Source organism: Streptomyces sp. NPDC005576 (genome assembly GCF_042871745.1).
Lineage (GTDB): Bacteria > Actinomycetota > Actinomycetes > Streptomycetales > Streptomycetaceae > Streptomyces.
In genome coordinates, this window is record NZ_JBIAJC010000028.1 from 12,060 (window position 1) to 37,264 (window position 25,205).

Sequence of the window (25,205 nt, forward strand, 5' to 3'; positions counted from 1 at the left end):
CCTAGGTGCGGGCCCGGCTCGGAACGGCGCTCGCGGCCTGGACCATCCCGTCCACTACCTGCCACCGCCCTTCGAAGAAGACCGGGCTGTCCCTCTCGGCCGTCGTCTCCGGCGGCGACAGCCGCGCGGTGAAGGTCTCGCTGTCCGGGTCGAGTTCGACTTCGGCGTCGACGAAGTCGAGCATCACGCCACCCAGGGGGTACCACGCCTTGTAGACGCTCTCCTTGACGGCGAAGAGCAGCGTGTCCCAGTGCACCTGGGCGTTCCTGGCGACGAGTTCCGCGAGGTGGCGCCGTTCGGCCAGGGAGGAGATCAGGCGCAGGCCTCCGTCCGGCAGCGGCTGGTGAACCTCCGCATCGATACCGAGTGAGCGGAATGCTTCCGCCCGGGCGACCACGGCCGCCCGGTAGCCCGAGCAGTGGGTCATACTGCCGACCACGCCGGGCGGCCACTGCGGTGCCCCCGCCGCACCCCGGGGGATCGGGGCCGGCGGGATGCCGAGCCGCTTGAGGGCGGTTCGGGCGCAGTGCCGGACGGTGGCGAACTCCTGGCGTCTGGCGACCGGCGACCGGGCGACCGCGTCGGCCTCCCCCGGCTGCAGCGGAGCGCCGGGCACATCGCCGTACGCCTCCTCGACCTCCACGCCGGGCGGCAGGAGGGTGATCACGAAGCGGCCTCGTCGAGTTCGGTCATCACGGCTTCCACTGCCTCGAGGGTGGGAACGTGCTCGACCATCTCGAAGTGGTCGACGGGAACCGCGTACTGGCGGAAGTCTGGCAGGCCGAGATCCGGCCAGTCGACCACCGGTCCCGGGGTCGCGGCGATGTCGGCGGGGTCGTCCCGATCCTCGGTGGAGAACAGCCGGACCGGGAAGACGACCGGCTGCGGGACGAAGCCGGAGACCGCGGCACCGACCGAGCCGAAGACGCGCACCCGGGCGTCGAAGTCGGCCGGATCCTCGGCCGAACCGAGCTCCCGGAGCACCTCCCCGGCCCCACGATCCGCCACCTCGGCCGGCAACCCGGCCTCGGCTACGAGCTGCCGGAGCTTCTCCTGCATGGCCTGTTCGACGGTGAGCGGCGGGCAGTAGAGGGAGGTGTTGAGCAGCAGCAGCGAGCCGATCTCCCAACCCCGGGCGTGCAGGGCCCGGGCCAGCTCGTACGCCACGATGCCGCCGACGCAGTAGCCGGCCAGGTGCAGGCGGGACGGCAGCCCCGATGCCTCCAGCACCTCGGCGAAGTCCGCCACCTGCTCGGCGAGATCACTGCTCGGCGGACCGTCCTGGACGTTCAGGCCGCGCGCCTGGAGGCCGTGCACGGGCCGGTCGGCCAGGCTGCCGCCGAGGCGGTGCAGCCCGACGACGCTGCCGCTGGCGGAGGGCACCAGCAGCAACGGTGTGCCGGCGCCGGCCGTGTTGAGGATGACGAGCCGCCGGTGGGCGGTGTCGGTGCTCTCGCGGAGGGCGGAGCCGATGCCGCAGAAGGTCCGCAGCTCGTAGATCCGCTGGAGGGACATCTTGACGCCGGAGGCGCTCCGCACGGCGCCGGCCAGCTGGGCCGCCTTCAGGGACGTGCCGCCGGAGGCGAAGAAGTCCGCATCGGGATCGGCTGGCCGCTCGCCGAGGATGCGGGACCACTGGGCGGCCAGCAGCGCGTCGACAGCGTCTCGCTCTATGACGGCAGGCATGCCTCTTCCTTCCTCCCGGTGGCCAGCAGGCCGGTGAGCAGTTCCTTCGCCCCAGGGGCGCGGAACAGATCCTCCGCCGTCACGCCGACCCGGTGCACCTGCCCAGAGCCCGGCCAGTCGAGCCCCTCGCTCAGCAGGACGTGCGCGGGGGCCGGAGGGGTCTGCGCAGGTTCCGCCGCGGTCAAGGTGAAGCTCAGCCAGGCCCGCTGCCCCCCGGTCAGTTCGACGAGGATGTCCTCGTCGAGCCCGGGCGAGCATGCGACGACCGCTGAGAGGAGGCAGGAACTGCCCAGTGCGAGCGCCTCACTGGCCGGCAGGCCGGTGATCGCAGGCACCTCGGCGGATTCGTCCATGGCCTGGACGAGCTCTTCCAGCAGTTCCTGCGGGGCCTCGGGGTCGGCCGGTGCCGGGTCGAGCACGATGAGCGGGACGTCCGGGCCGGGCAGCGCCTCCACGAGCGCCGAGGCCAGGCCGACGGCCGAGCAGTAGGCCAGCACGGCGGCCGGGGGCGGTCCGGCGGCGGTGATCCGCGCGGCCCAGTACGCGGCCTGTTCGGCGGTCCCGACCACTCCGTCGGCGAGTCCGGGGTGGTGCAGGGGGTCGATCCTGAGGGTCCGCTCCTGCCAACCGTCGGGCAGGATCCCGGCGAACGTCCTCCGGGGGACCTCGTTCCCGAATTCCATGATCACGAGGAGAGATTGCATCACTCGGCGCTCCTGACGGCTTCGTCGACCTTGGCGGAGAAGGCCGCGAGGCAGGGGTTGTTGAAGATGACCTGAAGCCCGATCTTGACGTCGAACAGCTCACGCGTCCGGGACACGGCCCGGGCGGCGATCAGCGAGTGCCCGCCGATCTCGAAGAAACTGTCCTCTGGACGGGGCCGGTTCCCGGTCAGCTCGTACCAGATCTCGGCGATCCGCGCCTCGGTGGCGCCGAGCGGGACGTGTTCGGTTGCCGCGGCTTCGGCCGGGACGTCCAGCAGGGCCTTGACGTCAATCTTGCCGTTGGGCGTCAGCGGCATCGCGTCCAGCCGGCTCAGCACGGCGGGGAGCATGTACGCGGGCAGCCGGTCGGTCAGCGCGGTACGGATGCCGGCCGGCTCAACCTCGCCGCAGTGGAAGGCGCGCAGCGATCCGCCGTCCTCGTCCGGCACGTGGACGACGGCCGCCTGCTGGACGCCCGGAACGGCCAGCATCTCCCGCTCGATCTCGGACAGCTCCACGCGGTGCCCGCGGATGCTGACCTGGGCGTCCCGCCGCTCCACGAACTCCAGCTCGCCGCCGGCCGTCCAGCGGCAGATGTCACCGGAGTCGTACCAGCGGTTCCCGTCCTGGTCGGCGGCAAACTGGCGGCCGGTGAGCTCTGGGTCGCCCCGGTAGCCGAGAGCCAGGACGTCGCCCCCGATCAGCAGCGTCCCGGGCACACCTGGCTCGGTGATCTCGGCCCCGCCCGCATCGACCAGCCGGACCTTCGCACCGGTGATGGGGCGTCCGATCACCGGCGCGCCGCCGGTGGAGCCGCGGCGCATGTCCCCGCTGGCGGTGGTCACCACAGTGGCCTCGGTCGGGCCGTAGTGGTTGAAGACCGCGGCGGGGAAGCCGGCCGGCGGGCCCACCCGGAGGCGGTCGCCGCCGGTCAGCAGAACGGCCAGGCCCGCGGGCGGTGCCGGGAGGGCGAACAGCTGCTCGGCAAGCGGGGTGCTCAGGAAGCAGTGCGTGATGGCGTTCTGCTCGATGAAAGCGGCGATCGCCGCGATGTCGACGAGCATCCGCTCGGTCGGCAGCACTAGCGTCGCGCCGCTCGTGAGCGCGGCCCAGACCTCCCAGACCGTGGCGTCGAACCCCAGCCCGGCGAAGGCTCCGACCCGCACTCCGGGGCGGGTGCCGTAGGTCTTCCGGTGCCAGGACATCAGGTTCGCCAGGCCCGTGTGGCCGACCTCGACGCCCTTGGGTGTACCGGTCGAACCAGAGGTGTAGATAACGTAGGCCGGTTCGGCCGGGATCACCGGCACCGGGGCTGCGCCGGGGCCGGTGCCGTCGAGCACCGGAATGCCGGCGGGCACCCGCGCGGCGAGCCCGCGCTGCACGAGCACGGCGGCCGGCCGGGCGTCCTGCAGGATCGACTCGAGTCGGCCACCCGGGAGTGCCGGGTCGAGCGGCAGGTAGGCGGAGCCCGCGAGCCAGGCTCCGATTTGGGCCACGACGCCGTCGATGCCGCGGTCGAAGAGCACGCCCACGAGGCTGCCGTCGCGGTGGCCCTCGGCCTGCCGGATGCGCCCGGCCACCGAGACGGCCTCGTCCCACAGTTCGCGGTAGGTCAGCTTCCGGCCGCCGCACTCGACCGCGACCGCGACCGGATGCGCGTCGGCGATTTCGCGGAGCATCCCGACCGCCGTCCATGCCTTCACAGTGCCCTGCATCAAAGACCACTCCTATCCCCAACAAGAAGTTCCTGGTACGCCCAGGCGACACGCTCCACCACGTTCCTGCCGACTCGGTGGCCCCGGTGGGTGAGGTCCACGCGCAGTCCTCCGTCGGGCAGCGGCCAGACCTCGCAGACGAGTTCGTTCATGGCGGGCACGGCAGCCGGTGTGTACGGCCGGACAGTGCACCCCGGCAGTTCGAGCCGCGGCTCCTCGTTTCCCTGGTAGGCGAACAGCGTCTGGTAGAGCGGGTTCCGTCCGGTCCGCGGCGGGCGCACCTCCCGGACCACGTCCGCGAACCGCAGGTCCTGGCGGGCCAGGCCCGCCGTCACCACCGGCAGGGCGGCGGCGAGGGCGTCCTCGGGGGTCCGGCACCCGTCCAGGTCCGGCAGGCGCAGGCAGAGGGCGTCCACAAGACAGGAGACCGCCCGGGCCGCCTCGTTGCCGAACCGCCGGGCCAGCGCCACGCCGATCCCGAAGTCCGGCTGCCCCAGCACCCGGGTCAGGGCGGCGCCGTAGCAGGCCACCAGCGGGACGAAGAGCGTGGCGCCGGACCGCTGGGCCAGCGCGGAGAGTGCGCCGACCCTCTCCGGCCCGACGGTGAAGATGACGGGCTGCGCCGACTCCCGCGCCTCCGGGGCTCCGGTCGGCTGCGGGAAGTCGAGCTCGGGCAGACCGGCCAGTGCCGAGGACCAGTAGCGCAGCTGTTCCGGGTGCCCGTCCGGGCCATGCAGGGCCGCCTCCTCCTCGGCCAGCCGCCGCAGGCCGGGGGGCTCCGCGGCGAACCGCGGTGCCGCTCCGCGGACTCGGGCCGCGTAGGCCTGCGCCAGCTCGGCCACCAGGATCCCCTGGGACCAGCCGTCAAACGACACGTGGTGCACGGCGAGCCCCAGCAGCCCGGTCTCGGTCACCACGCAGCGCCAGACCTCGCCCTTCTCGATCCGCAGCGGCCAGCCGAGCGCCTCGTCGAAGTGCTCCTCGGCCACCGTCTCCACCCGGATGGCGTCGACCGGCCCGGGCAGGACGGCCACCGGTGCGTCGTCGACGCGGTAGACCGCGCGGAGGCCCTCGTGACGCCGGTGGAGGTCGTTCAGTGCGGCTTCCAGGACCGGGAGCTGCAGCGGTCCGGAAACCCGCCAGGCCACCTGGCAGACGGCCGACGGGTCGTCCGGCAGCAGTTCGTGCTGGAGGCAGAAGTTCGCCTGGACGCCGCTGAGCGAGATGGGGCCGGTCTCCTCGGCCGTGTTGCCCGCCGGCACCGCGGCAGCCGACTCGACGAGGGCCAGCAGGCCGGCCAGGGTCGGGGTCCGCAGGAAATCGCCGGCCGAGATCCGGCGGCCGATCCGGTCCGACGTCCGCGCGCAGAGCCGCAGCGCGTCCAGGGAAGTTCCGCCCAGGGCCGCGAACGAGGTGTCCGGGTCGGCGTCCGGGCCGACGATCCGGGCGTACTCCTCGCGGGCGATGTCCTGGTGGCCGTTGTCGGCCGTGGCGACGTCCGCCGAAGCGGGCGCCCGCGTGAGGGTTTCGAGCAGGGCGTGGCTGTCGGCCTTGCCGTTGGGGGTGAGCGGGATGGCCGCGAGCTCACGGAGTTCGGCGGGCATGCAGTGCGCGGGCAGCGATTCGGTGAGCCGGGCCCGGACGGTTTCCTCGGCGAGCGGTTCCGTGCTGGCCCCGCGCACGTAGAACAGCGCCATCCGGGAGAGGGCACCATCCTCGTCGGGCACCGGCACCGCCACCGCCCGCTCTACCGAGGGCAGCGCGAGACAGGCGTTCTCGATCTCCAGGGGCTCGATCCGGTAGCCGCGAATCTTCACCTGCCGGTCGGTGCGCCCCCGGTAATACAGGAGACCGTCAGGCCCCTCGAAGCCCAGGTCGCCCGTCCGGTAGACGCGGGTCGGCACGCCGTCCAGCTCGACCGTGGTAAAGCAGGCGCGGGTCTCCTCCGGCTGTCCCAGGTATTCGTTGGCCAGGCCGGCGCCGGAGATGCAGACCTCGCCGGTCTCCCCCGGGCCGCAGAGCGCGTCGCCGTCCAGCAGATGGACCCCGGTCTGCGGCACGGGCCGGCCGATCGGAACGCCGTGCGGGTGCTCGGTGTCCTCCAGAGTGATCGGGTGGGTCGTGGTGAAGACACAGGCCTCGGCCGGGCCGTAGCCGTTGGTCAGCCGGATCCCGGGGTGGCGGGTGAGGAACTTGCGGACGTGGTGCTGCGAGACCCGCTCCCCGCCGATGAGCAGCTCTCCGAGCCCCTCGAAGCAGGAGAGGTCCTCGTCCACGAACATGTTGAACAGGGACGTGGTGAGCCAGGCGGTGCCGACGCCACGGTCGCGTACGAGTTCGGCCAGGCCGGCGGGCATCAGGTACTCGTCCTCGGCCAGCGCGACCGTACCCCCGCTCACCAGCGGGCCCCACACCTCCAGGGCCATGACGTCCCAGTACGGGGAGGTGGCGGCCATCATGGTGCGGCCGGGGCCGAGGTCGGCGAAGGTGCCGGGGCCGAACAGCCGGAGCACCGCCCGGTGCGGGGCGACCACTCCCTTCGGCATGCCGGTGCTGCCGGAGGTGAAGAAGACGATGGCGGCCGATCCAGAGGCGCACGGCAACTCGGGAGCCGGACGGCCGCGCCGGGCCAGCTCCTCGATCGGGGCGTCCGCACCGGTCCAGCACGGGAGGCCCAGGTCCACGGGGGACTGCGCCACCAGCACCGGCGGGGCCAGGCGGCCGATGATCGAGCGGAGCCGTTCCTCGGGCCAGGACGAGTCCAGCACAGCGTACCCAGCACCGCACTTGAGGATGGCGAGGAGGGTCGCCACGAGCCGGGGGGAACGCGGTATCAGCACCGGGACCAGGGCGCCCGGGCCGACGCCCGCCGCGTGGAGGTCGGCGACGAGCTCGTCGCTCGCCAGGTGCAGCTCTCGGTAGGTCACCTCGGCGTCGCCCTGCCGCAGGGCGATCCGCTCGGGGTGCCGCCGGGCCTGCCGGGCCACCGCGTCGTGGATCAACCCGCGGTCCGCAGGCTCCGGAGACCTGCTCGTCACTCGTGTCATCCCAATTCTCGTTTCAGGGTTGGGCGGTCGGCCGTCAGCGGCCCGTGCCACGCACGGCCAGGCGTTCCAGGACGGTGATGCCGAAGTGCTGCCTCGTCACCGGTGGCCCGTCGAGGGCCAGATCCGGCCACCGGCCGACGAGGCGCTCCAGTACGATCTCGGACTCCATCCGCGCCAGCCCCGCCCCGAGGCAGTAGTGCGCACCGAAGCCGAAGGTGAGGTGCCTCCTGATCTCCCGGTCGTAGTCCAGGAGGTCCGGGCCAGCGAAAACGACCGGATCACGGTTGGCCACGCCGAGCATCAGCAGGACGAGGTCCCCTTCGGCGATCAGGTGTCCGGCCGCCTCCACCGGCGCGGCGGCGACGCGGGCCACCTGCTGGACAGAGGTGTCGAAGCGCAGCAGTTCGTCGACCACCGCGGCCGGTTCACGCCCTTGCACGCTGGCCCAGGCACCGGCGTGCAACGCAGCCCGTACGGCCTTCCCGATGAAGGTCGAAGTGGTCTCGAACCCGGCGTAGATGAGCAGGCTGGCGGTGGCCCAGATGTCGGATGCCTCGATGGCGCCCTCCCTGCGGGCCTTGTCCAGCAGCCACAGGCCGGTGCCCTCGCGGACCTCCGAGCGCAGTGCCTCTTCCACCACGTCCGCGATCTCCCGCAGGGCCCGGTGCCCCCTGGTCCTTACCTCCGGCAAGTAGTCCGCGATCAGCAGCGCCGCGATGTCGGGCGCCCAGTGGTCCAGCCGGGGCGCTACGTCGTCGGGCAGGCCCAGGATCCGGCAGATGACGCGGCTGGAGAGTGGGACGGCAAGGTCCGCCATGACCTCCACCCCGTCCGTGCGTCCGGCCAGCAGCTCATCGACCAGCTCATCCACGACGGGGCGCATCGCGGCGAGCCGGTCGGCCGCGAAGAGCGGCGCGACGATCCGGCGGGTGGCCGCGTGTTCGTTGCCGTCGTTGAACATGAACCACCTGCGCACGATCTCTGCTGCCCGCTCCCCGCCCTCGCCCTCCCGGTGCAGGGGGGTGGCACCCCGCTGCGGCCAGGCAGCCGACAGGGCGGGGTGCCGCAGCAGGGCGGTCACCTCGCGGAACCCGGAGACGATCCACACCTCCAGGTCCTCGTCCCAGCGGACCGACTCCTCCTCCCGCAGGGGGAGGTAGTCCGTGCAGGGGTCGGCGGCCGGCTGGTCGCCGTTGCGGTACGGGCAGCGTGCGGCCTGCATCACATTCACTCGGCTATCTCCGGGTACTGGTCGACCCGGCGCGTCGGGGCGTAATCGATCTCGTCCAGGGTGCTCGGCGCCCCGTCCGCTAGGCCGGCCAGGACGGCCTCGACGGTCGCCAGGTACAGGCCGACGAGATCAGGGGGCAGGTAGTCACGGCTGGCGGTGAGCGACAGGTGGAGTCCGGAGCCAGTCGCGGCGCGAAGGTTGAAGCCCGGGCTCGCCTGCCAGGCGGTCGCGGCCCATTCGATGCCGTCGAGGAGCGGCGACCCGGGCTCCGGGGGCTCGGCGATCTCGCCGAGGAAGTTGAAGTAGCAGCCGAACAGCAGCGGGTCGGGGTTCGGGTGTCCCGCCGCGGTCAGCTGCTCCCGCAGTTCGTCGAGACTGTAGCTTCCGTGCAGGAGGCGTTCCAGGCCGCTCTGGTAGACCGCGCGCAACAGGGCCTCCGGGCGGGTTCCGCGGCCGGCCGCGACGGTCATCGGCGCCAGCTGGTTCATGCTGCTGACGAGGGTGTCCCAGCGCGGGTCGGTCCGGTTCCCGGCCACCAAGGCGAAGGTGGCCCGCTCCCGGCCTTTCAGCCGGAACAGGGCAAGTGCCGAGGCGCCCAGAACGACGGACTGCACGGAGGTGCCCAGCCGCTCGGAGACCCGGACGGCGGCCGCCATGGCCGCTTCCGAGTACAGGGCCGCCCTGACGCGGAAGCTGGTGTCCCCGGCCTGCCGGTCCTCCTCGACGAAGCCTTCCCATGCCTTGAGCCAGTACTCAACGGTCCGGCGGTGCTGCCGCTCCTGCGCTCGTTGGGCCAGGGCGAGCTGCACCGGCTGGGGCACCGGCCCCGGCCCGAGTGAACCGCCTGCCACCAGGGTCCGGAACTCCTTCTCCAGCAGGGCGCAGGCGGTGGCGTCGACGGCCAGGTGGTGCAGGATGCAGACCAGGTGGCGGGGCTCGCCGGCGTGCGTCGCGATCACCGCACGCCAGGAGTGCTCGGACTCCACCCGGATCTCGCGCTCGGCCATGTCCGCGGCGAGGGCTTCGGCAGCCTCCGCCGTCCCGTCCGGGAGCTCAACCCGGTCGAGGCGGACCGGTCGGAAGGGGTGGACGATCTGCAGGGGTTCGGCCGGGGACCGGTCGTAGACCGTGCGCAGCGCCTCGTGTCGCTCGACCAGCGCCGACCAGGCTGCCTCGGCCTCGGCGGTGGTGGTCCCGGCGGGCAGTGTGTACACCGCGGTCAGGTTCCCGTCGCTCTGCTCGTCCGGGACGGACAGTTCCAGGTCGCGGATGACCGACAGCTGGCCGAAGGTCACGGGCGCGGCGGTCGGGGTCACGACAGCACCCTCTTGCGTGCAGGCCGCCTCGACGGCGGCCACGAGCTCCCGCTCGGCCGAGTGCAGGAAGAAGTGGTCGCCTGGGATCCGCTCCACGCGGAAGGGGCCGTTCGTATAGTCCGCCCACGCCTCCACCGAGGGCAGGTCCGCCTCGTCGTCCGCGTCCCCGTAGAACGCCGTGATGGGGCAGTCGACCGTGCCCGGGGTGCCCGTGCCGTACGCGCCGAGAATCCGGTAGTCGGCACGGATGACGGGTAGGTAGATCTCCATCAGCTCCTCGTTCTCCAGCAGTTCCTTCGGAGTTCCGCCCAGTGCGGCGAGCCGCTCGACGAGTTCGGCGTCCGAGAGACGGTGGCTGTCCGCGTCGGCGGCGGGGATCCGGGGGGCGCAGCTGGCCGAGAGCAGGAGCGCCGACGGCCGGCGGACTCCTTCGGAGCGGGGCAGTCTGGCCAGCTCAAAGGCGATCAGGGCGCCGTAGCTGTGGCCGAACAGTGCATACGGCGTACCGGTGTCGAGCTGCCGGTACAGGTCCTCGAGCAGCGCCGGGAGCTCATCGATGGGCTCCTCTATACAGCGGGAGCCGCGTCCGGGGAGTTCCAGGGGCACGACGGTGACGTGGTCCGGCAGGTGCTGCTGCCAGGAGTCGTAGACGCGTGCCGAGCAGCCGGCGTAGGGAATGCAGTAGAGGTTCACTTCGGCACCTTCGTACGGATGATGTGGTCCGCCAGCCCGCTGGCGGTCGGATTCCGGAAGATCTCCCTGATCGGCACCCGGATACCGAGGCCTTCGGTGAGCCGTTTCTGCAGCACCGCCAGGAGGGCCGAGTTCCCGCCAGCGTCGAAGAAGTTGGTGTGCTCGCCGACGGTGGCCGTGGCGAGGGTCCGCCGCCATGCCTCGGCGACCGCCTCCCGTACGTCCCCCGGCGGCACCGGCCCGGCAAGCGTCGCCGGCCGGTCGCCACCGGCGGCGGCCAGGCTCGCCGCGAGCCCGACACGGTCCGCCTTTCCGGTGCTGGTGCGGGGCAGGGCGGGCAGGGCGGTGATCCTGGCGGGGTGGTGGCTCGCCGGCAGCCGGGCCTTCACCCAGGCCTGGAGGTCGGCCTCGGCCCGCTGCACCACGAAGGCCACCAGCGCCGCGGCGTCGGGCCGGTCGGCGTCCTGGACCAGCACGACGGCCTGCGAGACGTCCGGGTGCTCCTCCAGGACGGCCTCCACCTCGCCCAGCTCGATCCGGTGTCCGCGCAACTTGACCTGGCTGTCCAGGCGGCCGAGAAACTCCAGCGCTCCGTCCGGCCCGGGTTTGACCCTGTCGCCGGTGCGGTAGAGGCGGCACGGGCCGTCGGCTGTGTCACCCAGTGGGAAGCGCTCGGCCGTCAGCTCCTCCCGGTCAAGGTAGCCGTGCGCCAGCCCCGTTCCGTAGAGCAGGAGTTCACCGTTCCCGTCAGTGAGCATGCCCGTCCCGGACAGCGGCTCGCCGATCGAGATGCGGTCGGCCGAGACCACCCGCGCGGCCGTGGCCCAGATGACGGCCTCGGTCGGGCCGTACACGTTCCACAGCTCGGCGCACCGCGGCAGCAGCTCCCGGGCGAGGCTCGGAGTGAGCGGCTCCCCGCCGGTCCACAGCCGGCTGCGGGGTTCACCCGTCCAGCCGGAGGCCGTCAGCATCCGCCAGAAGCTGGGGGTGGCCTGGACAAGGTCCGGTCGGGCCTCGTCCAGGAACTCCGCGAAGGCTAGTGGATCGGCCCGGGCCTCCTCCGGGACGACCGTGAAGGATGCCCCGACGGTCAGTGGGAGGAGCAGCTCTGCCAGCGAGATGTCGAAGGACAGTGCGGTCATCGCCAGAACGCTCTCGCCGGCCGCCAGCCCCGGCCGCTCGGCCAGGCCCGCGAGGCGGTCGATCAGGGCCTCGTGCCCGACCATGACGCCCTTGGGCTGCCCGGTCGACCCGGAGGTGTACAGGGTGTAGGCGATGGCGTCCAGGTCCGGTTCCCTCGACGGTGCCGGGAGACCATGCACCTCCAGGGCGAACTCGCCCTCGGCCAGCTCGCGCAGGAGCAGGGCGGGGCGGGCGTCGCTGAGGACCCGGGCCCGTCTGGGCGGCGGGCTCTGCCGGTCGAGCGGCAGCACGGCGCAGCCCGCGGCGGCCGCTGCGAGGATGGCGACGGCCCCGTTGAACAGGTTGGATGCGTCGAGTGCCACCAGGGAGCCCGGCCGGACCTCCGCCACGATTCGCCGGCCGAGCTCTTCGGCCAGTGCCGCGACGTCGCGGTAGGTGTAGGTCCGTGCGGACCGTGCGGCCACAGCATCGGGCGTCCGCTCCACCTGTGCCCGGACGACGTTCCAGACTGTCTCCACACACGCCTCCTGGAGTTCGAAGAAGATACTGGTCAGTGGCCGACGGCCGGGAGAGCCCCGGAAACACTCCGGAGCACGGCTTTGCGCTCGTCGTTGAGGAAGAGGTGGCCGCCGGGGAACACCTCCACCTCGGTCGGACCGGTGGTCAGCTCGGCCCAACCCTTGAGGTGCTCCTCGGCGACCCGCGGGTCCGACTCGCCGCCGAACGCCGTCACGGAGCAGGACAGCAGCTCGCCGGGCCGGTAGACGTAGCCGGCGAACAGCGAGAGGTCGGCCCGGAAGGTCGGCAGGATAAAGGTGGCGAAGTCCGGGTTCTGCAGCAGCTCCTCCGGTGTGCCGTTGAGCCGGCGGAGCTCGTTGATCAGCTCTTCGTCGGAAAGGTCGAGGTCGCTCAGCTTCCGGGACTCGTGGGCCGGCAGAGCCCGGCAGCCGGACACGATGACGCGGACCGGCTCCAGCCCCTGCTCGCGCTGGAGCCTGCGGGAGAGCTCCCAGCTGACGATCGCGCCCATGCTGTGGCCGAAAAAGGCGAAAGGCCGGTCCAGGTACGGGAGCAGGGCCGGGAGGAGGCCGTCCAGCAGCTCGTCGAGATCGGCGATCGCCGGGTCGAAAAACCGGTCCTCCCTGCCCGGCAGCTGCACGGCGAACGCCTGGACGCTCTCCGGCAGATCGGCTCCCCATTCCCGGAAGACCGAGGCGCCGGCCCCGGCGTACGGGAAGCAGAAGAGCCGGAGGGCGCCGGGGTCGGTCCGGCCGGGAATCGGCCGGACCCAGCTCTGTGCCTTCTGCGGTGGTGCCGAGTGCATGGAGTTCCGCTCCTACGGGTCGAGAGGGTCGAGAAGTGTGGGGGCCGCTCAAGCGCCGTGCCAGGACTTCCACAGCGCGGCGTAGCCGCCGCCGGCCGCCAGCAGTTCTTCGTGGCTGCCCAACTCGGTCATCCGGCCGCCGTCCATGACCGCGACGCGGTCCGCGTCGTGGGCGGTGTGCAGGCGGTGGGCGATGGCGATCACGGTGCGTCCCTTGAGCACGCCCGCCAACGCACGCTCGGTGTGCCGTGCCGTGGCCGGATCGAGCAGGGAGGTCGCCTCGTCCAGGATCAGCGTGTGCGGATCGGCGAGGACCACCCGGGCCAGGGCGAGCTGCTGGGCCTGCTGGGCGTCCAGGCGGAGTCCCCCGGAGCCGAGCTCGGTGTCCAGCCCGCCCGGGAGCTCGTCCACCCAGTCGATGTCGACGGCGGCCAGCACCGCGCGCAGGTCTTCGTCAGTCGCGGACGGGTCGGCGATCAGAAGGTTGTCGCGGACGGTGCCGAGGAAGACGTGGTGCTCCTGGGTGACCAGGACGACGTGTTGGCGCAGCTGGGCCGGATCGAGCTCGGCGACCGGGACCTGGCCCACCGTCACCCGCCCGGTGCGGGGCCGCTCAGCGCCGGCCAGCAGCCGACCCAGGGTGGACTTGCCCGCCCCGGACGGGCCGACCACCGCCAGCCGCTCGCCCGGGCGGACGGTGAGGTCGACGCCGTGCAAGACGTCCCGCTCGCCCTGGTAGGCGTAGCGGACGTCGACCACGTCGAGCTGGTCGTCCTCGGGCTGGCCGCCGCCCCTCACGGGCGGGGCGTCCACCTGGCCGATGCCCTCGACCCGGGCGAACGAGGCGTTGCCGCGCTGGATCTGGTCGAGCCAGAGCAGGATCTTGTCCATCGGCTCGGAGAGCTTCCAGAAGTAGAGGGCGCAGGCGACCACCGCACCGGTGGTGACGGTGCTGGTGTCGCGCAGGACGGTGCCGAGCAGCAGGATGACGGCGACAGGGGCGACGTACGAGAACTCGACCGTGGGGAAGATCACGGTGCGCAGGTTCAGGGTGTAGGTGCGGGTGGCCCGACAGTGCTCTACGGCCTCGGCGGTGGCGGTGATCCGCTGCTCCTGGAGGCCCAGGGCCTCGACGGTGCGGGCCCCTGCGGCGGTGGAGGTGAGGATCTCGATGAGCACGGAGTTGGCGGCTCCCTCCTTAAGGTAGCCCGCGTGGGCACGGCGCAGGTACCAGCGGGTGGCGAACCAGATCCCGGAGAGGCACAGCAGCCCGGAGACACCGAGGAGCGGGTTGACCGCGAGCATGGCGGCCAGGATCAGGAGGATCTGGACGAGCGCCACTGAGACCTCAGGCCCGGCGTCGCGCAGGGTGGTGCCGACAGTGGCGACGTCGGAGGTGCCCCGCGTCAGCAGATCACCGGTGCCCGCACGTTCGACGACCGACGCGGGCAGCGCGAGGGAGCGTTCGACGAACCGCTCGCGGATCTGCGCCAGGGTGCGCTCGCCGAAGCGGTGGGCTGCGTAGCGGGCGAATCGGCCGAGGAGCAGCTGTGCAAGGGCGAAACAGAGGATGCCGATGGCGAGCCGGTCGACGTGTCCGACGCCGGCGCCACCCCGGACGTCGTCGATGATTTTGCCGAGCAGCCAGGGACCGCCCAGGCCCGCGGCGGCGGCCAGCCCGTTGAGGGTCAGCATCACGGCGACCGCACGACGGTCCTGGCCCATCAGGCCCACGGCGGCCTTGCGGACCTCGGCGGGACCGGCGATCGGGAGCCCCGCCGGGGCGGTCTCGGTCTTCGCTGTCATCGGACGGCCTCCTCGGCGGACATGGACTCGGTATCGGTTTCGCCGCGGGCCACCAGCGCGCGGTATCCGGGCTCCGAGGCGAGCAACTCCTGGTGCGGGCCGGCCGCCGCCAGACGGCCGTCGACGAGGTAGGCGACGGTGTCGGCCCGCTCCAGCAGGAGGGGGGACGTCGAGGTGAGGGCGGTGGTGCGGCCGGCCCGCGCCCGACGCAGGCCGGCGGCCATGGCGGCCTCGGTGTGGGCGTCCACGGCGGAGGTGGGCTCAACCAGCAGGAGCACCTCGGGATCCGCCAGCAGGGCGCGAACCAGCCGCAGTCGCTGGCGCTGGCCACCGGAAAGGTTGCTGCCCTGGGCCTGGATCGGGGTGTCGAGGCCGTCGGGCATCGCCTGGACGATGTCCTCCGCCGCGGCGTCCTTGAATGCCTGGGCGACGGGTGGGCCGGTGTGCTCCAGGCGGCCGCCGATCACGCTGCGCAGCGGCCCGGAGAAGAAGTCGGCGTCGTTGTCGGCCACCACGATGCGGCTGCGGACCTCCGCCAGGGCGACGTCGGTGAGCGGCACGCCGCCCCAGGTCGCCGCGGATGCGCTGTACAGGCCGAGCCGGTCGACCACGGCCGCGGAATCGGCCGGTCGGGCGCTCACGATCGCCGTCATCCGGCCCGGGGCCAGTTCCACACCGGAGTCGGCGTCACGCAGGGTCGACGGCTCCCCCGGGGCCGGCCGGAGCGTCGAGGCGTCCTCGACGGCGGGCTTCAGAGCGAGCACCCGGATCACTCGCCGTGCGGCCACCAGGCCCCTGGTGAGGTCGTATCCGCCTTCGATGAAGTTGGAGACGGGGACCACCAGGACGGCAACGTAGCCGTAGACGGCGACCAGCGTGCCGATGGTGATAGTGCCCTCGGCGGCCATCCGTGCTGCGAGCCAGGTCACCAGCGCGAGGAAGAGGGCGGGCAGGCCCACGGAGAGCGCCTGAATCCAGCTGGTGACGGCGCCGACCCGGTAACCCTCGGCCTGCAGGTCCTGCGAGCCGCGCCGGTAGCGGTCGGCCATCATCTCCTTACCGCCGATGCCGTTGAGCACGCGCATGCCGCCGACGATGTCCCCGAGCCGGGCCGTCAGCTTTCCCTGCTGTTCACGGTACTTGGACTCCGCGCCCTGGAGGCGCTCCAGCAGCGGACCGACCACCACCACGAGCAGGGGCACCCCGAGGAGGACCACGAGGGCAAGCGGGACGGAGACCGACAGCAGGAGGGCAGCCGCTACCAGGTAGGCGACGACCGCGCCGACACCCGGGCCGGTGATCGTCAGCGTCTGGCTCATCTGCGCGACGTCGCCCACACCGATGCTGGCCACCTCGCCGGTCGTCACGCGACGCGGCAGTTCGGCGCCCAGCCGCACGGAGTGCGCGACCACGACCTTGATGGTCCGGAAGGTGGCGTCCATGCGGACCCGCGTCATGATGCGGTGGCGCATGATACCGAGCCAGGCGTTGAGCAGCGCGGCGCCGACCAGTGCGGCCACCCAGGCGACCAGGGTGCCGGTGTTCCCCGACTGGAGTCCGTCATCGACCGCACGCTGCATGAGATAGGGCGGCAACAGGAGACAGACCATCCAGAGGGTGCCGATCACTGCGCCACCCGCCACCCGCCCCCGCTGACTCATGGTCAGCCACCACAGATAGCGGGCGGCACTTCGGTGATCCGGAGTTCCCGGGTCGGCATTCGAATCTGTCATGAGTGAAACCTTAACCGTCTTTCCTGGGCTTTATCCAGATCTTTCTTCCACCCCCGGTCGCCCGCGGTTATAGTCACCACGAACAAAGGAGGTGTTCATCATGCAGAAGCAGCTTCGCGGTATCTGCGCCGGCTTCTAGAACCGGCTTCGCCTAGCCACCTGAGGCAGAATGCGGTGGGGAGGACATCTTCCCCCGCATTCTGCTTCTGGTCAGAAAACCCGCCACGTATTTTCAAGCGAAACATCAGCCAGCGAGCTCTCGGAGCCATTGGACATATTGATGAGACCTGCCTCGATCGAGGCCGCAAGAACGGCTGGGAGATTTCCTCCGAGGTAGTCCTGGCTCCCGCCCACTCCGATGAGGATTCCCTTCCCTGTGGCCACGGCCAGGTGGAAATTCGGTCCCGACCTCTGGCTGGACGGTCGCCACTCAATCCCGGTGCGCAGGGCGGACCCGGCGGCCGGCTCAACGTCCAGGTCACCCAGGAAGTTGTAGTGCTTGGCGAAGGCAGTGGCGTCCTCCTCGGGCACGCCGGCCTCGCGGAGACTGTCCTTGAGCGCGTCGACGTCGTAGCAGCCGTGCAGGTACGCCGTCATGGACTGGACGTAGCAGGCCCTCAGGTACTCCATCGGATGGGTTTCCTCGTCGACCGCGACGGTCACCGGGACGAACTGGTTGAGCGAGCCGACCAGCGGCACCCAGCGGGGCGTGAGCCGGTTGGCCGCCATCAGCGCGAAGGTCATCTGCCCGGTGCCCTTGAGCCGGGACAGCGCGAGCGCGCCGACGCCGAGCACCACCGACTGGACGGAGACCTTCAGTCGGCCGGAGAGCTCCTGTGCGGCGGCCAGCCCGTCCACGCTGTAGAGCGACGCCCGGCGCCGCTCGGTGGAGTCCCCCGGGTCGCGGTCCGCCGGAACGATACGCCCCCACGTCTCGGTCCAGTGCCGGACACTGCGCGTGTTCGGCTCCTCCTGCTGCTCCTGCGCCATCTCCAGCGGTTGCACCACCGGGCCGAGCATCCCGCCCTCCAGGAGGAGGCCGAGCTGCTCCTCCAGCACCCGCAGGGCGCCGTTGTCCGCCGCCACGTGGTGGATCACCGTGACCAGGTGGAGCGCGTCCCCCTGGTAGGTGGTGACGAACGCGCGCCAGGGCAGTGCAGTCTCGATGTCGATCGGCTCGCCGGCCGCTTCGGCGCCCAGCCGCAGGGCCGCCGCGAAGCTGTCCTCCGCGAGCTCCACCGCCGGCACGCGGGACGGGCGGTGGGGGTGGACCTTCTGGACCGGCGTCGGGCCGCTCAGATCGTAGGTGGTGCGCAGTGACTCGTGCGCCACCACCAGGTGCAGCCATGCGTCCATCACCTGGGCCGCGCCGACGCCGAACGGCACCTCCCAGACGCTGACCAGATTGGCGACCGACCGGTGACCGGGGCCGTGCGTCTCCAGTGAACGCAGTACCGACAGCTGGCCGTAGGTCACCGGCCCGGTCCGGACCGCGCTCACAGCCCGGCCGCCCGGACGGCGAACTGGCCGAGCATGGTCTGCTGGATCTGCGAGGTGCCCTCGATGATCTCCATCACCTTGGCGTCCCGGTAGTGGCGCTGGACGGACGTCTCCGCACCGATGCCCTGGGCGCCGTGGATCTGCACCGCGTCGGCGGCGGCCTTGACGGCGACCGTGGAGGCCCGGTACTTCGCCAGCAGGGTGTGGTTGACGGCCTCCATCTCGCCCCGCTCCTTGCTCACCCCGGCGTGGTGGCAGAGCAGGCGGGCCGTGACGGTATCGGTGAGCATGTCGGCCAGCAGCTGCTGGATCAGCTGGTGGTTGCGGATCTCGGTGCCGTACTGGGCACGGCGGCCCGCGTACTCCGTGGACGCCTCCAGACACACCTGGGCCAGACCGACCGAGCCCCAAGCGGTGCTGTAGCGGCCGAGGTCGAGCGCACTGGAGGCGACGAAGGTGAGGCCGAGGCCGGGACGCCCGACCAGGTTGGCGGCGGGAATCCGGCAGTCGTCGAAGGTGATCCGGCCGAGCATCGAGCCGCGCAGGCCGAGCAGGCCGTCGAGCGCCTCCACCGTCAGACCGGGGGTGTCCCGCTCCACCAGGAAGGCCGTGTGCTGCCCCTCGAACCGGGCGAAGACGAGGAAAAGGTCCGCGATCTGCGCGAAGCTGATCCACTTCTTGGTGCCGCGGAGGACGATGTCCGTGCCGTCGGCCGTGGCCGTGGTCTGGACCGCGGCGGCGTCGCTGCCGACCTCCGGCTCGGTCAGGGCGAAGGCGGCCAGTGTGCTGCCCGAGGTGATCCGAGGGAGCCAGTGCTGCTTCTGCTCCTCCGTCCCCCACTTGTGGATCGAGTGGGCGACCATGTCGTCCACGGCCACGAAATTGCGGATCGACTGGCAGCCGCGGCCCAACTCCTCGGTGAGCAGCCCATATTCGATCCAGTCCATGCCGAGGCCGCCGAACGCCTTGGGGATCAGCGCACCGAGGTAGCCCTGTCCGGCGAGGTCAGCGACGGCGTCCCGGGAGATCGACTGCTCACGGTCGAAGCGGTCCGCCTGCGGCACCAGGGAGCGGTCGGCGAAGGCTCGGAACTCGGCGTGGCGCCCGGCCTGCTTCGGGGAGAGGTGACTGAGTATCAACGGAATCCTTGCAAAGTGGGGGCGGGCGGGCGCGGCGCTCCGGTGGGAGCGAAGGCATCCGGCCCGGGGAGCAGGGGGCTCAGCCGGCGGTGGTGGCGGCGAGAGCCGGTCCGGCGCCGGAGGCGGTGTACCGCTCGCGGCCGGTCAGGTTCACGAGTACGACCTTGTCCGGGGTGATCCGGCGTGCTGCGGCCTCGTTGCGCAGCGCGGCGATGGTCGCGGCCGAGGAGTGGCAGACGTCCAGCCCCTCCAGCTCGCGGAGCATCGTACGGGCCTGGACCAGCTCGTCCTGGCTCACCGAAACAATGGCGCCGCCGCTCTCGGCGGCGATGTCCCGCATGTAGGGGTACGTGGCCCGGCCGTCGCCGAGCAGGATCGCGCGCGCCAGGCCGGTGGGGCGCTCGATGACATCGTCCTCGGTCAGCTCGGCCCGTCCCTCGCTCCAAGCCGCGGCCATGGGCGCGCAGGTGTCCTGCTGGACCATCAGGAGGCGGGGCGCGGAGGTGAGTCGGCCGCAGGCGAGATACTCGGCCACGCCCTTGCGCACGGCCATCATCCCCATCCCGCTGCTGATGGCCTGGACGACGACGTCAGGCTTGTCGTTCATGGCGTCGAACGCTTCCAGGTAGGTGAGCTTCAGCCCCTCGCGCCGGGCCCAGTTGAAGAACCCGCCCTCCCAGACCAGGCCGTTGCGGGCTGCGAACTCCTGGGCCGCCTGGGTGGCCTGCGCGTAGTTGCCGTCCACCACGGTGAGGGACACCCGGTCGCCGGTCTCGATGTCGTGGTCGCCGGTGAAGTCTCGGCCGCAGAAGAAGTGTGCCCGCATCGAGGGGTCGCGCTGCACGGCGCGCGCCAGGGCGGTGGAGCTGTTTCCGGTGCTGGAGGCGACGAACTCGTTAATCCCGAACTGCCGGAACACCGCCAGGGCCACGGAGGCCAGCCGGTCCTTGGTGGTCCCGGTCGGCTGCCGGGACTCGTCCTTCACCCAGAGACGGGGCAGACCGATGACCGCTCCGAGGTGCGGGGCCGGTCGGCAGGGGGTCCGCACACTGATGTCGGCGTCGAGGAAGTGCTCGGATTCGACGGGGAGAAAGTCCAGGTAGGCCAGCTCAGGCCGGCCGCTGTCACGCTCGGTGGCGTGCTCCAGGTTGATGCTGGGATCGAGGGCACCCGAACACCGGGGACATCGGAGCCTGAATTCGGGATCGGACTCCCAGCCGCAATCGATACAGGAAAGGTGGTACTTGGGTGGCGCCTTGGCTTTTTCACGCTGATTGACGACCGGCATTTTACCCTTCCCCACAGAAGGTCCCGGAGAATGAACCGACTGACCCGAATCCATGTCGGACCCACAACGCCAGCACATCTGCATACGACCGGGTTTACTGTATATGGACTGCCTGGCGGCACATAGGAAACTTTATTCCGCATGGTCTTCGCGGAATCCGTTCCGGGTCGGCCCGGTACAGGAATCCGGGCCCGCGCGGCGGCTGTGGCGTCATGGCGCGGCCGGTCAGGCCAGCGCCTCGAACCGGCCCCCCATGAGAGCGCGCGACTTGAAGCCGTTGGGCCCGCAGGGCACGTCGCCGACGACGGTCGTGCGGTGCACGATCCGCTCCTCCTCGAACATCAGCCCGTCCACCGGCCCGGCATGCGCCACGGCGCGGTTGTCCCACATGACCAGCATGTCCTGCTCCCAGCGGACCCGGGCGTGGATCTCGTCCCGCCCGGCGAGCTCGTCGAGGAGGAAGTCGAGCAGGGCTGCGCTCTCCCGGGGCTTGAGACCGCGGATGGCCTGAAGGAAGACGGCACTGACGAGCAGGCTGCGCGCACCCGTCTCGGGGTGCACCTGAACCAGCGGATGGACGGCCGCGAAGGGGCTGGCCGGCTTGCCATCGGACCGGGGCGGCGCCAACGGAGCGTGCCGGGAGTGTATTGCCTGCAAGGTGTCGAGGTATCCGCGGAGGGATGGCGACAGCCCCTCGTAGAGCGCTTCCAGATTGGCGAAGAGAGTATCACCTCCAGTCGGCGGAATTTCAACACCCCGCAGAATGGTAATGGCGTTGGGATTCACAACGAAAGTGCTGTCGACGTGCCATTCGGTCCGCAGGCGCCGCAGCGTCCGCTCCTTCAAGGGATAACTGAAGCCGGCCTCGGTCTCGATGAGCGCCTTCCGCTCCTCGGACAGCGCGGTCCGCAGCACAGCCGGGTTCCCATGAAGGCCGTTCACGATTGGGTGCGCTGCGGTGGCTCCGCCGAAGGCATTGGTGAGTTCGACGTGCCGCTCATCATCCATCGACTGATTCCGAAAGACAAGGACTTTGTGGCGCAGCAGAGCTTCGCGAACGCGGGCGACGACAGCTGGAGACAGGTCCGAGGTGAGATCGACGCCTTCAACTTCCGCGCCTGTTACTGGCGTGAGAGGCCGAATCCTTATTTCTGACACCACTACCCCCGTGAACTGTCACTGTACGATGAAACTTCGAGCACCATACCCCAGGGTAGGTGCGACTTGTCGAGCCCCAAACTGGGCGAACTTTGCGACGCAGCAACCCCGACTCCATCCATCTCGTTGCGAAAGAGACCAACTCGGACACCCTCAACTGCCGCCCTGGGAAAGGGTCTTGACTCTGCTTCACCAGCGCCATAGGGTTAATTACCCGATAGGGCTTGACAAATAAGAGACCTGGGGACAAAAAATGTCTAACGAGCAGCCCGGCGACTTGCTGTCGGTGATTTCCGAAGTATTCGCTCCGCTTGAATTCACGTTGGCGAGCACTTTCGACGAACTCGGAGCCACCTCCGTGTCGCTGCTCCGCTTGATGGTCTCGATCCAGAGCACGTTCGACGTCGATCTCGACGTCGTCGACATGTTCACCGTGACCAACGTCGGTGAACTGGTCCAGCTCGTCGAGGAGCGGATTCCCGCTTCGAAGTAGTTCCGGTACGGACGGACCCGAGCGATCTCCTCGCTCGCCTCGGGGCCGGCTGCTACCGCTGGGGAACTGAATGCGTCCCCGCCGTTCCCACCCCGAGGCCCTCGCAGACGGCCGAAGTCCCGTGCATGCGCGCCCGCCGGCATTCCGGCCCGAGGCCCGAGCGCTCCCTACCAGTGGACACCCGAGTCCTGGTCGCACCGACCCCGGCGATCCGCCCGAGCGGACGGCACCGGACCGTCTGCCCAAGGAACCAGTGCAGCCACTGTCCCACCGCCGAAAGAGACATCGTGACCGCGTACCCAGCCGCGCAGTACTTCCTGTCGAACTACATCTCCACGCCCGGCGGCCTGTCCGTGATAGCACCGCGCCATGACCAGAACATCGCACTCTGGCGCAGTCACGACTCGCGGGTCGAACTGGTCAGAGTCTGGGAGCTCGAGCGCTTCAGCGGCCAGAAGCACCACTTCTGGCCATTGTTCACCGTCGACCGGTACACCAAGGTCCTGAACGAGCTGCTTGCGGCCGAGGGACTTTCCATGGATGACGTGAGCCTGTCCTGGGGCACCCCCGGTCTGCCGCACCACGCTGACATCAAGGTGCCGGCGGGCGCCGAGGACTTCCCGATCCACAGCCTCGTCCACCTCTACAGCGGACTGCTGCTCGACTCCGAGGCCTTCCGCAACGAGACGATCATCGGACTGGCCCTGGACGGCCGGCCCGACTTCGGCCTCGACCAGACGGGCAAGAAGTACTGGTACACCGGCTGCGTGTCCACCAGGGGCGATGTCGAGTTCGCCCCGGTCGAGTCGCCGGCCCCCATCTACGACGCCGCTTCCTCGGAGTTCGACAAGGAGCCGGGCACCCTGATGGCCCTGGCTTCGGCCTGCCCCACGGAGATCGCCTTCGACACCGAGGCGGCGGTGCGGGAGCTGGAGCTGTTCGGCGGCCGGCGGGTACCGCTGGTCGACACGCTCCCCTTCGTCCAGGCCGTAATCCGCGCAGCGGAGTCGCAGCTGCCCGCCATGGAACTGGACAGCCGCTTCAGCGAGCAGGAGCACCTGCAGTCCGCGGTCATGAAGATCGTCCAGACGGCCTGCGAACTCGTCGTGGTGCGCAACGTCGACCGGCTCCTCGAGTCATCCGGGGTGGACCCGACCCAGGCGTACCTCTCCATGAGCGGGGGCTTCGCCCTCAACTGTCCGACCAACTCCTTCCTCCTGCGCCGCTACGGATTCAAGGGCCTGCTCACTCCGCCGAGCGCGAACGACTCCGGCCAGTCGCTCGGGATCGGCCTCCTCGGCCTGCTCGGGGAGGGTCTGCTCCCGGACGGCAGCTTCCGGCTTGAGTCCGCCTACCACGGCGCCGAGCTGACCGACATCGAGAGCGCGCTGCGGCACTTCGCGGACTTCATCGAGGACGTCCAGGACTTCTCCGAGGCCCGGTTCGTGGCGGACCTCTCCGCCGGACCGGTGGTGTGGGCGGACGGTGCGGCCGAGATCGGCCCGCGTGCGCTGGGCCACCGGAGCATTCTCGCGGATCCCCGCTCGGCCCGGTCGAAGGAGCTGCTCAACGACTGGAAGAGCAGGCAGTGGTGGCGCCCCGTCGCCCCGATCGTCCTGGAGGAGTACAGCGGCGAGTGGTTCGAGGACCCCTGGCCCTCGCCCTACATGCTCGAGACGGCGTACGTGGTCGAGTCCAAGCGCGAACTGGTCCCGGCCATCCTCCACCTCGACAATTCGGCCCGCCGCCAGACCCTGTCCGCCGGGACCAACCCCCTGCTCCACCGGGCGATCGAAGCGTTCCGGCAGGCCACGGGCGTGCCGATGGTGTGCAACACCTCGCTGAACGACAAGGGCGAGCCGGTTGTGGACACGGCGGCGCAGGCCCTGAACTTCGCCATCCGCAAGGGCGCCGCCGTCGCCTACATCGCGGGCCGCCGGGTTGCCCTGCGCACGGAGGCCGAGGGCCGGCCCCCGGTTCCCACCCGTCGGCACGAACGGCGCGAGGACCTGTTCGCGGACCAGGAAGAGGACCGCGACGCGATCTGGGCCGCCTGGGTCGATTCGGGCTACACCACCGCGGCCATGGTGCTGATGTCCCGCTCCCCCGAGCTGCGCGACCAGTCGCTGGCGAAGCCCACCATGGTCAACCAGCTGGCCGAGGTCGCGAGCGCCCGAGACGCGAGCGGCACGCTCGCCCTCGCCGCGGCGAAGCACGCCAGGATGTTCGGGCCGGCCGCCGTCTTCGACATCGAATCCGCGGAGGGATCGGTGTTCTGAGGCGGCACCGGTGCACGGCGCCCGGGGCGGCCCGTTCGACAGCAGGTCCGCCCCGACACCGCCGAGTTGCGCAGTTTTCCCTGGTCCGGAGGTCATGGAATGCCTAGGACCACAGTTGAGGAGCCCTGGACCGGTCATTCAAACCGCTCTCCGCGCCTGCCGATCGACCGAACCGCCGTCAGACCCTTTCATACGGGCGGACTCCGGCACGCGTCCCGCTCTCCGACACACCAGCCTTCAGCCGGATGACGGCCGTGCCTGTCATGACCGGCTTCGCTTCAGCAGTACGGGGGGATCGACACAGTGAACACGGGATCGCTCTGGGCGCAGACCTCGGATGTGACCCACATGGGTGAGGAGTACAGGGCCGCGCACCCCTCGCACACGGCCGTGACCGAGTGGATCGCAGCGCTGCACCCGGGGGCGCCGTTCGAGATGCTCGACTGCGGTGTCATCTCCGGAGTCACCTACCGCCACCTGCTGACGGCGGGCCTGGAGGTGGACTACACCGGCATCGACATCGGCGAGGGCGCCATCACCGACTGCCGCAGGCTGTACCCCGAGGCGCGGTGGCAGCAGATGAGCATCACGGACCTCGCCTTCCGCGACGGCTCGTTCGACGTGGTGAACTGCCGTCACGTGCTCGAGCACCTCCCCTACTACGAAACCGCCGTCCGTGAGCTGTTCCGGGTCGCCCGCCGCACCGTGGTGATCTGTATGTTCCAGGTGCCGGAGGAGTCCGAGGTACTGCTGCGGCGGGAGACCGCCAACGGCTACATCTGGCTCAACCGCTACGCCGCCGGCCCGTTCGAGGCACTGCTGCACTCCCTCTCGGAGTCCGTCGAGGTCATCGACGTCCCCGCCGACCACCGCCGGAACCAGATCTATCTCTGTACCAAGCGCTCCGCGTAGCCGTGGCCCGCTCCCGCAGGACGGATGACGTACGTCCT

General features: G+C 70.6%; 18 protein-coding genes. 3 read left to right on the top strand and 15 right to left on the bottom strand.

The features are described from left to right. Position 1 precedes the first annotated feature (1 nt). The 15 genes from ACFYPN_RS32115 to ACFYPN_RS32185 form a co-directional block, all read right to left on the bottom strand. Complete coding sequence (locus ACFYPN_RS32115) at positions 2-667, bottom strand: 4'-phosphopantetheinyl transferase (RefSeq protein ID WP_389303212.1); 666 nt, start codon at positions 665-667, stop codon at positions 2-4. Beyond that, positions 664-1,686 carry a thioesterase domain-containing protein gene (locus tag ACFYPN_RS32120; protein ID WP_389303216.1) on the bottom strand — a complete coding sequence of 341 codons (1,023 nt, stop codon included), beginning with the start codon at positions 1,684-1,686 and terminating at the stop codon, positions 664-666. Before ACFYPN_RS32120 ends, ACFYPN_RS32115 begins: the two co-directional genes overlap by 4 nt. Continuing rightward, entirely contained in the window at positions 1,671-2,390 is a 720-nt protein-coding gene (locus tag ACFYPN_RS32125) for a hypothetical protein (protein WP_389303218.1), read from the bottom strand. The genes ACFYPN_RS32120 and ACFYPN_RS32125 overlap by 16 nt, the downstream gene beginning before the upstream one ends. Then, positions 2,390-4,105: an amino acid adenylation domain-containing protein gene (locus tag ACFYPN_RS32130; protein WP_389303221.1), complete on the bottom strand. Its 1,716-nt coding sequence runs from the start codon at positions 4,103-4,105 to the stop codon at positions 2,390-2,392. The genes ACFYPN_RS32125 and ACFYPN_RS32130 overlap by 1 nt, the downstream gene beginning before the upstream one ends. Then, a complete protein-coding gene (locus tag ACFYPN_RS32135; RefSeq protein ID WP_389303222.1) occupies positions 4,105-7,152 on the bottom strand; it encodes an amino acid adenylation domain-containing protein in 3,048 nt (1,015 codons plus the stop codon). Before ACFYPN_RS32135 ends, ACFYPN_RS32130 begins: the two co-directional genes overlap by 1 nt. A 34-nt stretch (positions 7,153-7,186) precedes the next feature. After that, complete coding sequence (locus ACFYPN_RS32140) at positions 7,187-8,374, bottom strand: cytochrome P450 (RefSeq protein ID WP_389303254.1); 1,188 nt, start codon at positions 8,372-8,374, stop codon at positions 7,187-7,189. 5 nt (positions 8,375-8,379) lie between these two features. After that, the gene (locus ACFYPN_RS32145; RefSeq protein WP_389303225.1) at positions 8,380-10,392 is read right to left on the bottom strand and encodes an alpha/beta fold hydrolase; all 2,013 of its coding nucleotides are present in this window, start codon (positions 10,390-10,392) and stop codon (positions 8,380-8,382) included. Next, a complete protein-coding gene (locus ACFYPN_RS32150; protein ID WP_389303227.1) occupies positions 10,389-12,053 on the bottom strand; it encodes a non-ribosomal peptide synthetase in 1,665 nt (554 codons plus the stop codon). The genes ACFYPN_RS32145 and ACFYPN_RS32150 overlap by 4 nt, the downstream gene beginning before the upstream one ends. A gap of 32 nt (positions 12,054-12,085) precedes the next feature. Next, positions 12,086-12,859: an alpha/beta fold hydrolase gene (locus ACFYPN_RS32155; protein WP_358763805.1), complete on the bottom strand. Its 774-nt coding sequence runs from the start codon at positions 12,857-12,859 to the stop codon at positions 12,086-12,088. A gap of 48 nt (positions 12,860-12,907) precedes the next feature. Beyond that, positions 12,908-14,665: an ABC transporter ATP-binding protein gene (locus tag ACFYPN_RS32160; protein WP_389303230.1), complete on the bottom strand. Its 1,758-nt coding sequence runs from the start codon at positions 14,663-14,665 to the stop codon at positions 12,908-12,910. Further along, positions 14,662-16,398, bottom strand: a complete 1,737-nt coding sequence (locus ACFYPN_RS32165; RefSeq protein WP_389303233.1) for an ABC transporter transmembrane domain-containing protein — start codon at positions 16,396-16,398, stop codon at positions 14,662-14,664. The genes ACFYPN_RS32160 and ACFYPN_RS32165 overlap by 4 nt, the downstream gene beginning before the upstream one ends. 210 nt (positions 16,399-16,608) lie before the next feature. Beyond that, on the bottom strand, positions 16,609-17,874 hold the full coding sequence (locus ACFYPN_RS32170) for a condensation domain-containing protein (protein WP_389303235.1): 1,266 nt from the start codon (positions 17,872-17,874) through the stop codon (positions 16,609-16,611). Positions 17,875-17,894: 20 nt separating this feature from the next. Continuing rightward, entirely contained in the window at positions 17,895-19,037 is a 1,143-nt protein-coding gene (locus ACFYPN_RS32175; RefSeq protein WP_389303238.1) for an acyl-CoA dehydrogenase family protein, read from the bottom strand. Between the two features lie 79 nt (positions 19,038-19,116). Continuing rightward, positions 19,117-20,325, bottom strand: a complete 1,209-nt coding sequence (locus ACFYPN_RS32180) for a pyridoxal-phosphate dependent enzyme (RefSeq protein ID WP_358763795.1) — start codon at positions 20,323-20,325, stop codon at positions 19,117-19,119. Positions 20,326-20,550: 225 nt separating this feature from the next. Continuing rightward, positions 20,551-21,486, bottom strand: coding sequence for a TauD/TfdA dioxygenase family protein (locus tag ACFYPN_RS32185; protein WP_389303240.1), 936 nt, complete (start codon positions 21,484-21,486; stop codon positions 20,551-20,553). A gap of 250 nt (positions 21,487-21,736) precedes the next feature. Here ACFYPN_RS32185 and ACFYPN_RS32190 point away from each other — a divergent pair, with 250 nt between their 5' ends. The 3 genes from ACFYPN_RS32190 (at position 21,737) to ACFYPN_RS32200 (ending at position 25,167) form a co-directional block, all read left to right on the top strand. Further along, entirely contained in the window at positions 21,737-21,976 is a 240-nt protein-coding gene (locus ACFYPN_RS32190) for an acyl carrier protein (RefSeq protein ID WP_358763794.1), read from the top strand. A 287-nt stretch (positions 21,977-22,263) separates the two neighbouring features. Next, positions 22,264-24,255, top strand: a complete 1,992-nt coding sequence (locus ACFYPN_RS32195; protein ID WP_358763792.1) for a carbamoyltransferase C-terminal domain-containing protein — start codon at positions 22,264-22,266, stop codon at positions 24,253-24,255. A 303-nt stretch (positions 24,256-24,558) separates the two neighbouring features. Continuing rightward, positions 24,559-25,167 carry a class I SAM-dependent methyltransferase gene (locus ACFYPN_RS32200; RefSeq protein WP_389303244.1) on the top strand — a complete coding sequence of 203 codons (609 nt, stop codon included), beginning with the start codon at positions 24,559-24,561 and terminating at the stop codon, positions 25,165-25,167. Positions 25,168-25,205 lie beyond the last annotated feature (38 nt).

What these genes read in the sequence shown, in the direction of transcription:
- ACFYPN_RS32120 (WP_389303216.1), bottom strand. Translation starts at nt 1,686, where the DNA reads ATGCCTGCCGTCATAGAGCGAGACGCTGTCGACGCGCTGCTGGCCGCC.
- ACFYPN_RS32125 (WP_389303218.1), bottom strand. Translation starts at nt 2,390, where the DNA reads ATGCAATCTCTCCTCGTGATCATGGAATTCGGGAACGAGGTCCCCCGG.
- ACFYPN_RS32130 (WP_389303221.1), bottom strand. Translation starts at nt 4,105, where the DNA reads ATGCAGGGCACTGTGAAGGCATGGACGGCGGTCGGGATGCTCCGCGAA.
- ACFYPN_RS32135 (WP_389303222.1), bottom strand. Translation starts at nt 7,152, where the DNA reads ATGACACGAGTGACGAGCAGGTCTCCGGAGCCTGCGGACCGCGGGTTG.
- ACFYPN_RS32140 (WP_389303254.1), bottom strand. Translation starts at nt 8,374, where the DNA reads ATGCAGGCCGCACGCTGCCCGTACCGCAACGGCGACCAGCCGGCCGCC.
- ACFYPN_RS32155 (WP_358763805.1), bottom strand. Translation starts at nt 12,859, where the DNA reads ATGCACTCGGCACCACCGCAGAAGGCACAGAGCTGGGTCCGGCCGATT.
- ACFYPN_RS32160 (WP_389303230.1), bottom strand. Translation starts at nt 14,665, where the DNA reads ATGACAGCGAAGACCGAGACCGCCCCGGCGGGGCTCCCGATCGCCGGT.
- ACFYPN_RS32165 (WP_389303233.1), bottom strand. Translation starts at nt 16,398, where the DNA reads ATGACAGATTCGAATGCCGACCCGGGAACTCCGGATCACCGAAGTGCC.
- ACFYPN_RS32180 (WP_358763795.1), bottom strand. Translation starts at nt 20,325, where the DNA reads ATGCCGGTCGTCAATCAGCGTGAAAAAGCCAAGGCGCCACCCAAGTAC.
- ACFYPN_RS32190 (WP_358763794.1), top strand. Translation starts at nt 21,737, where the DNA reads ATGTCTAACGAGCAGCCCGGCGACTTGCTGTCGGTGATTTCCGAAGTA.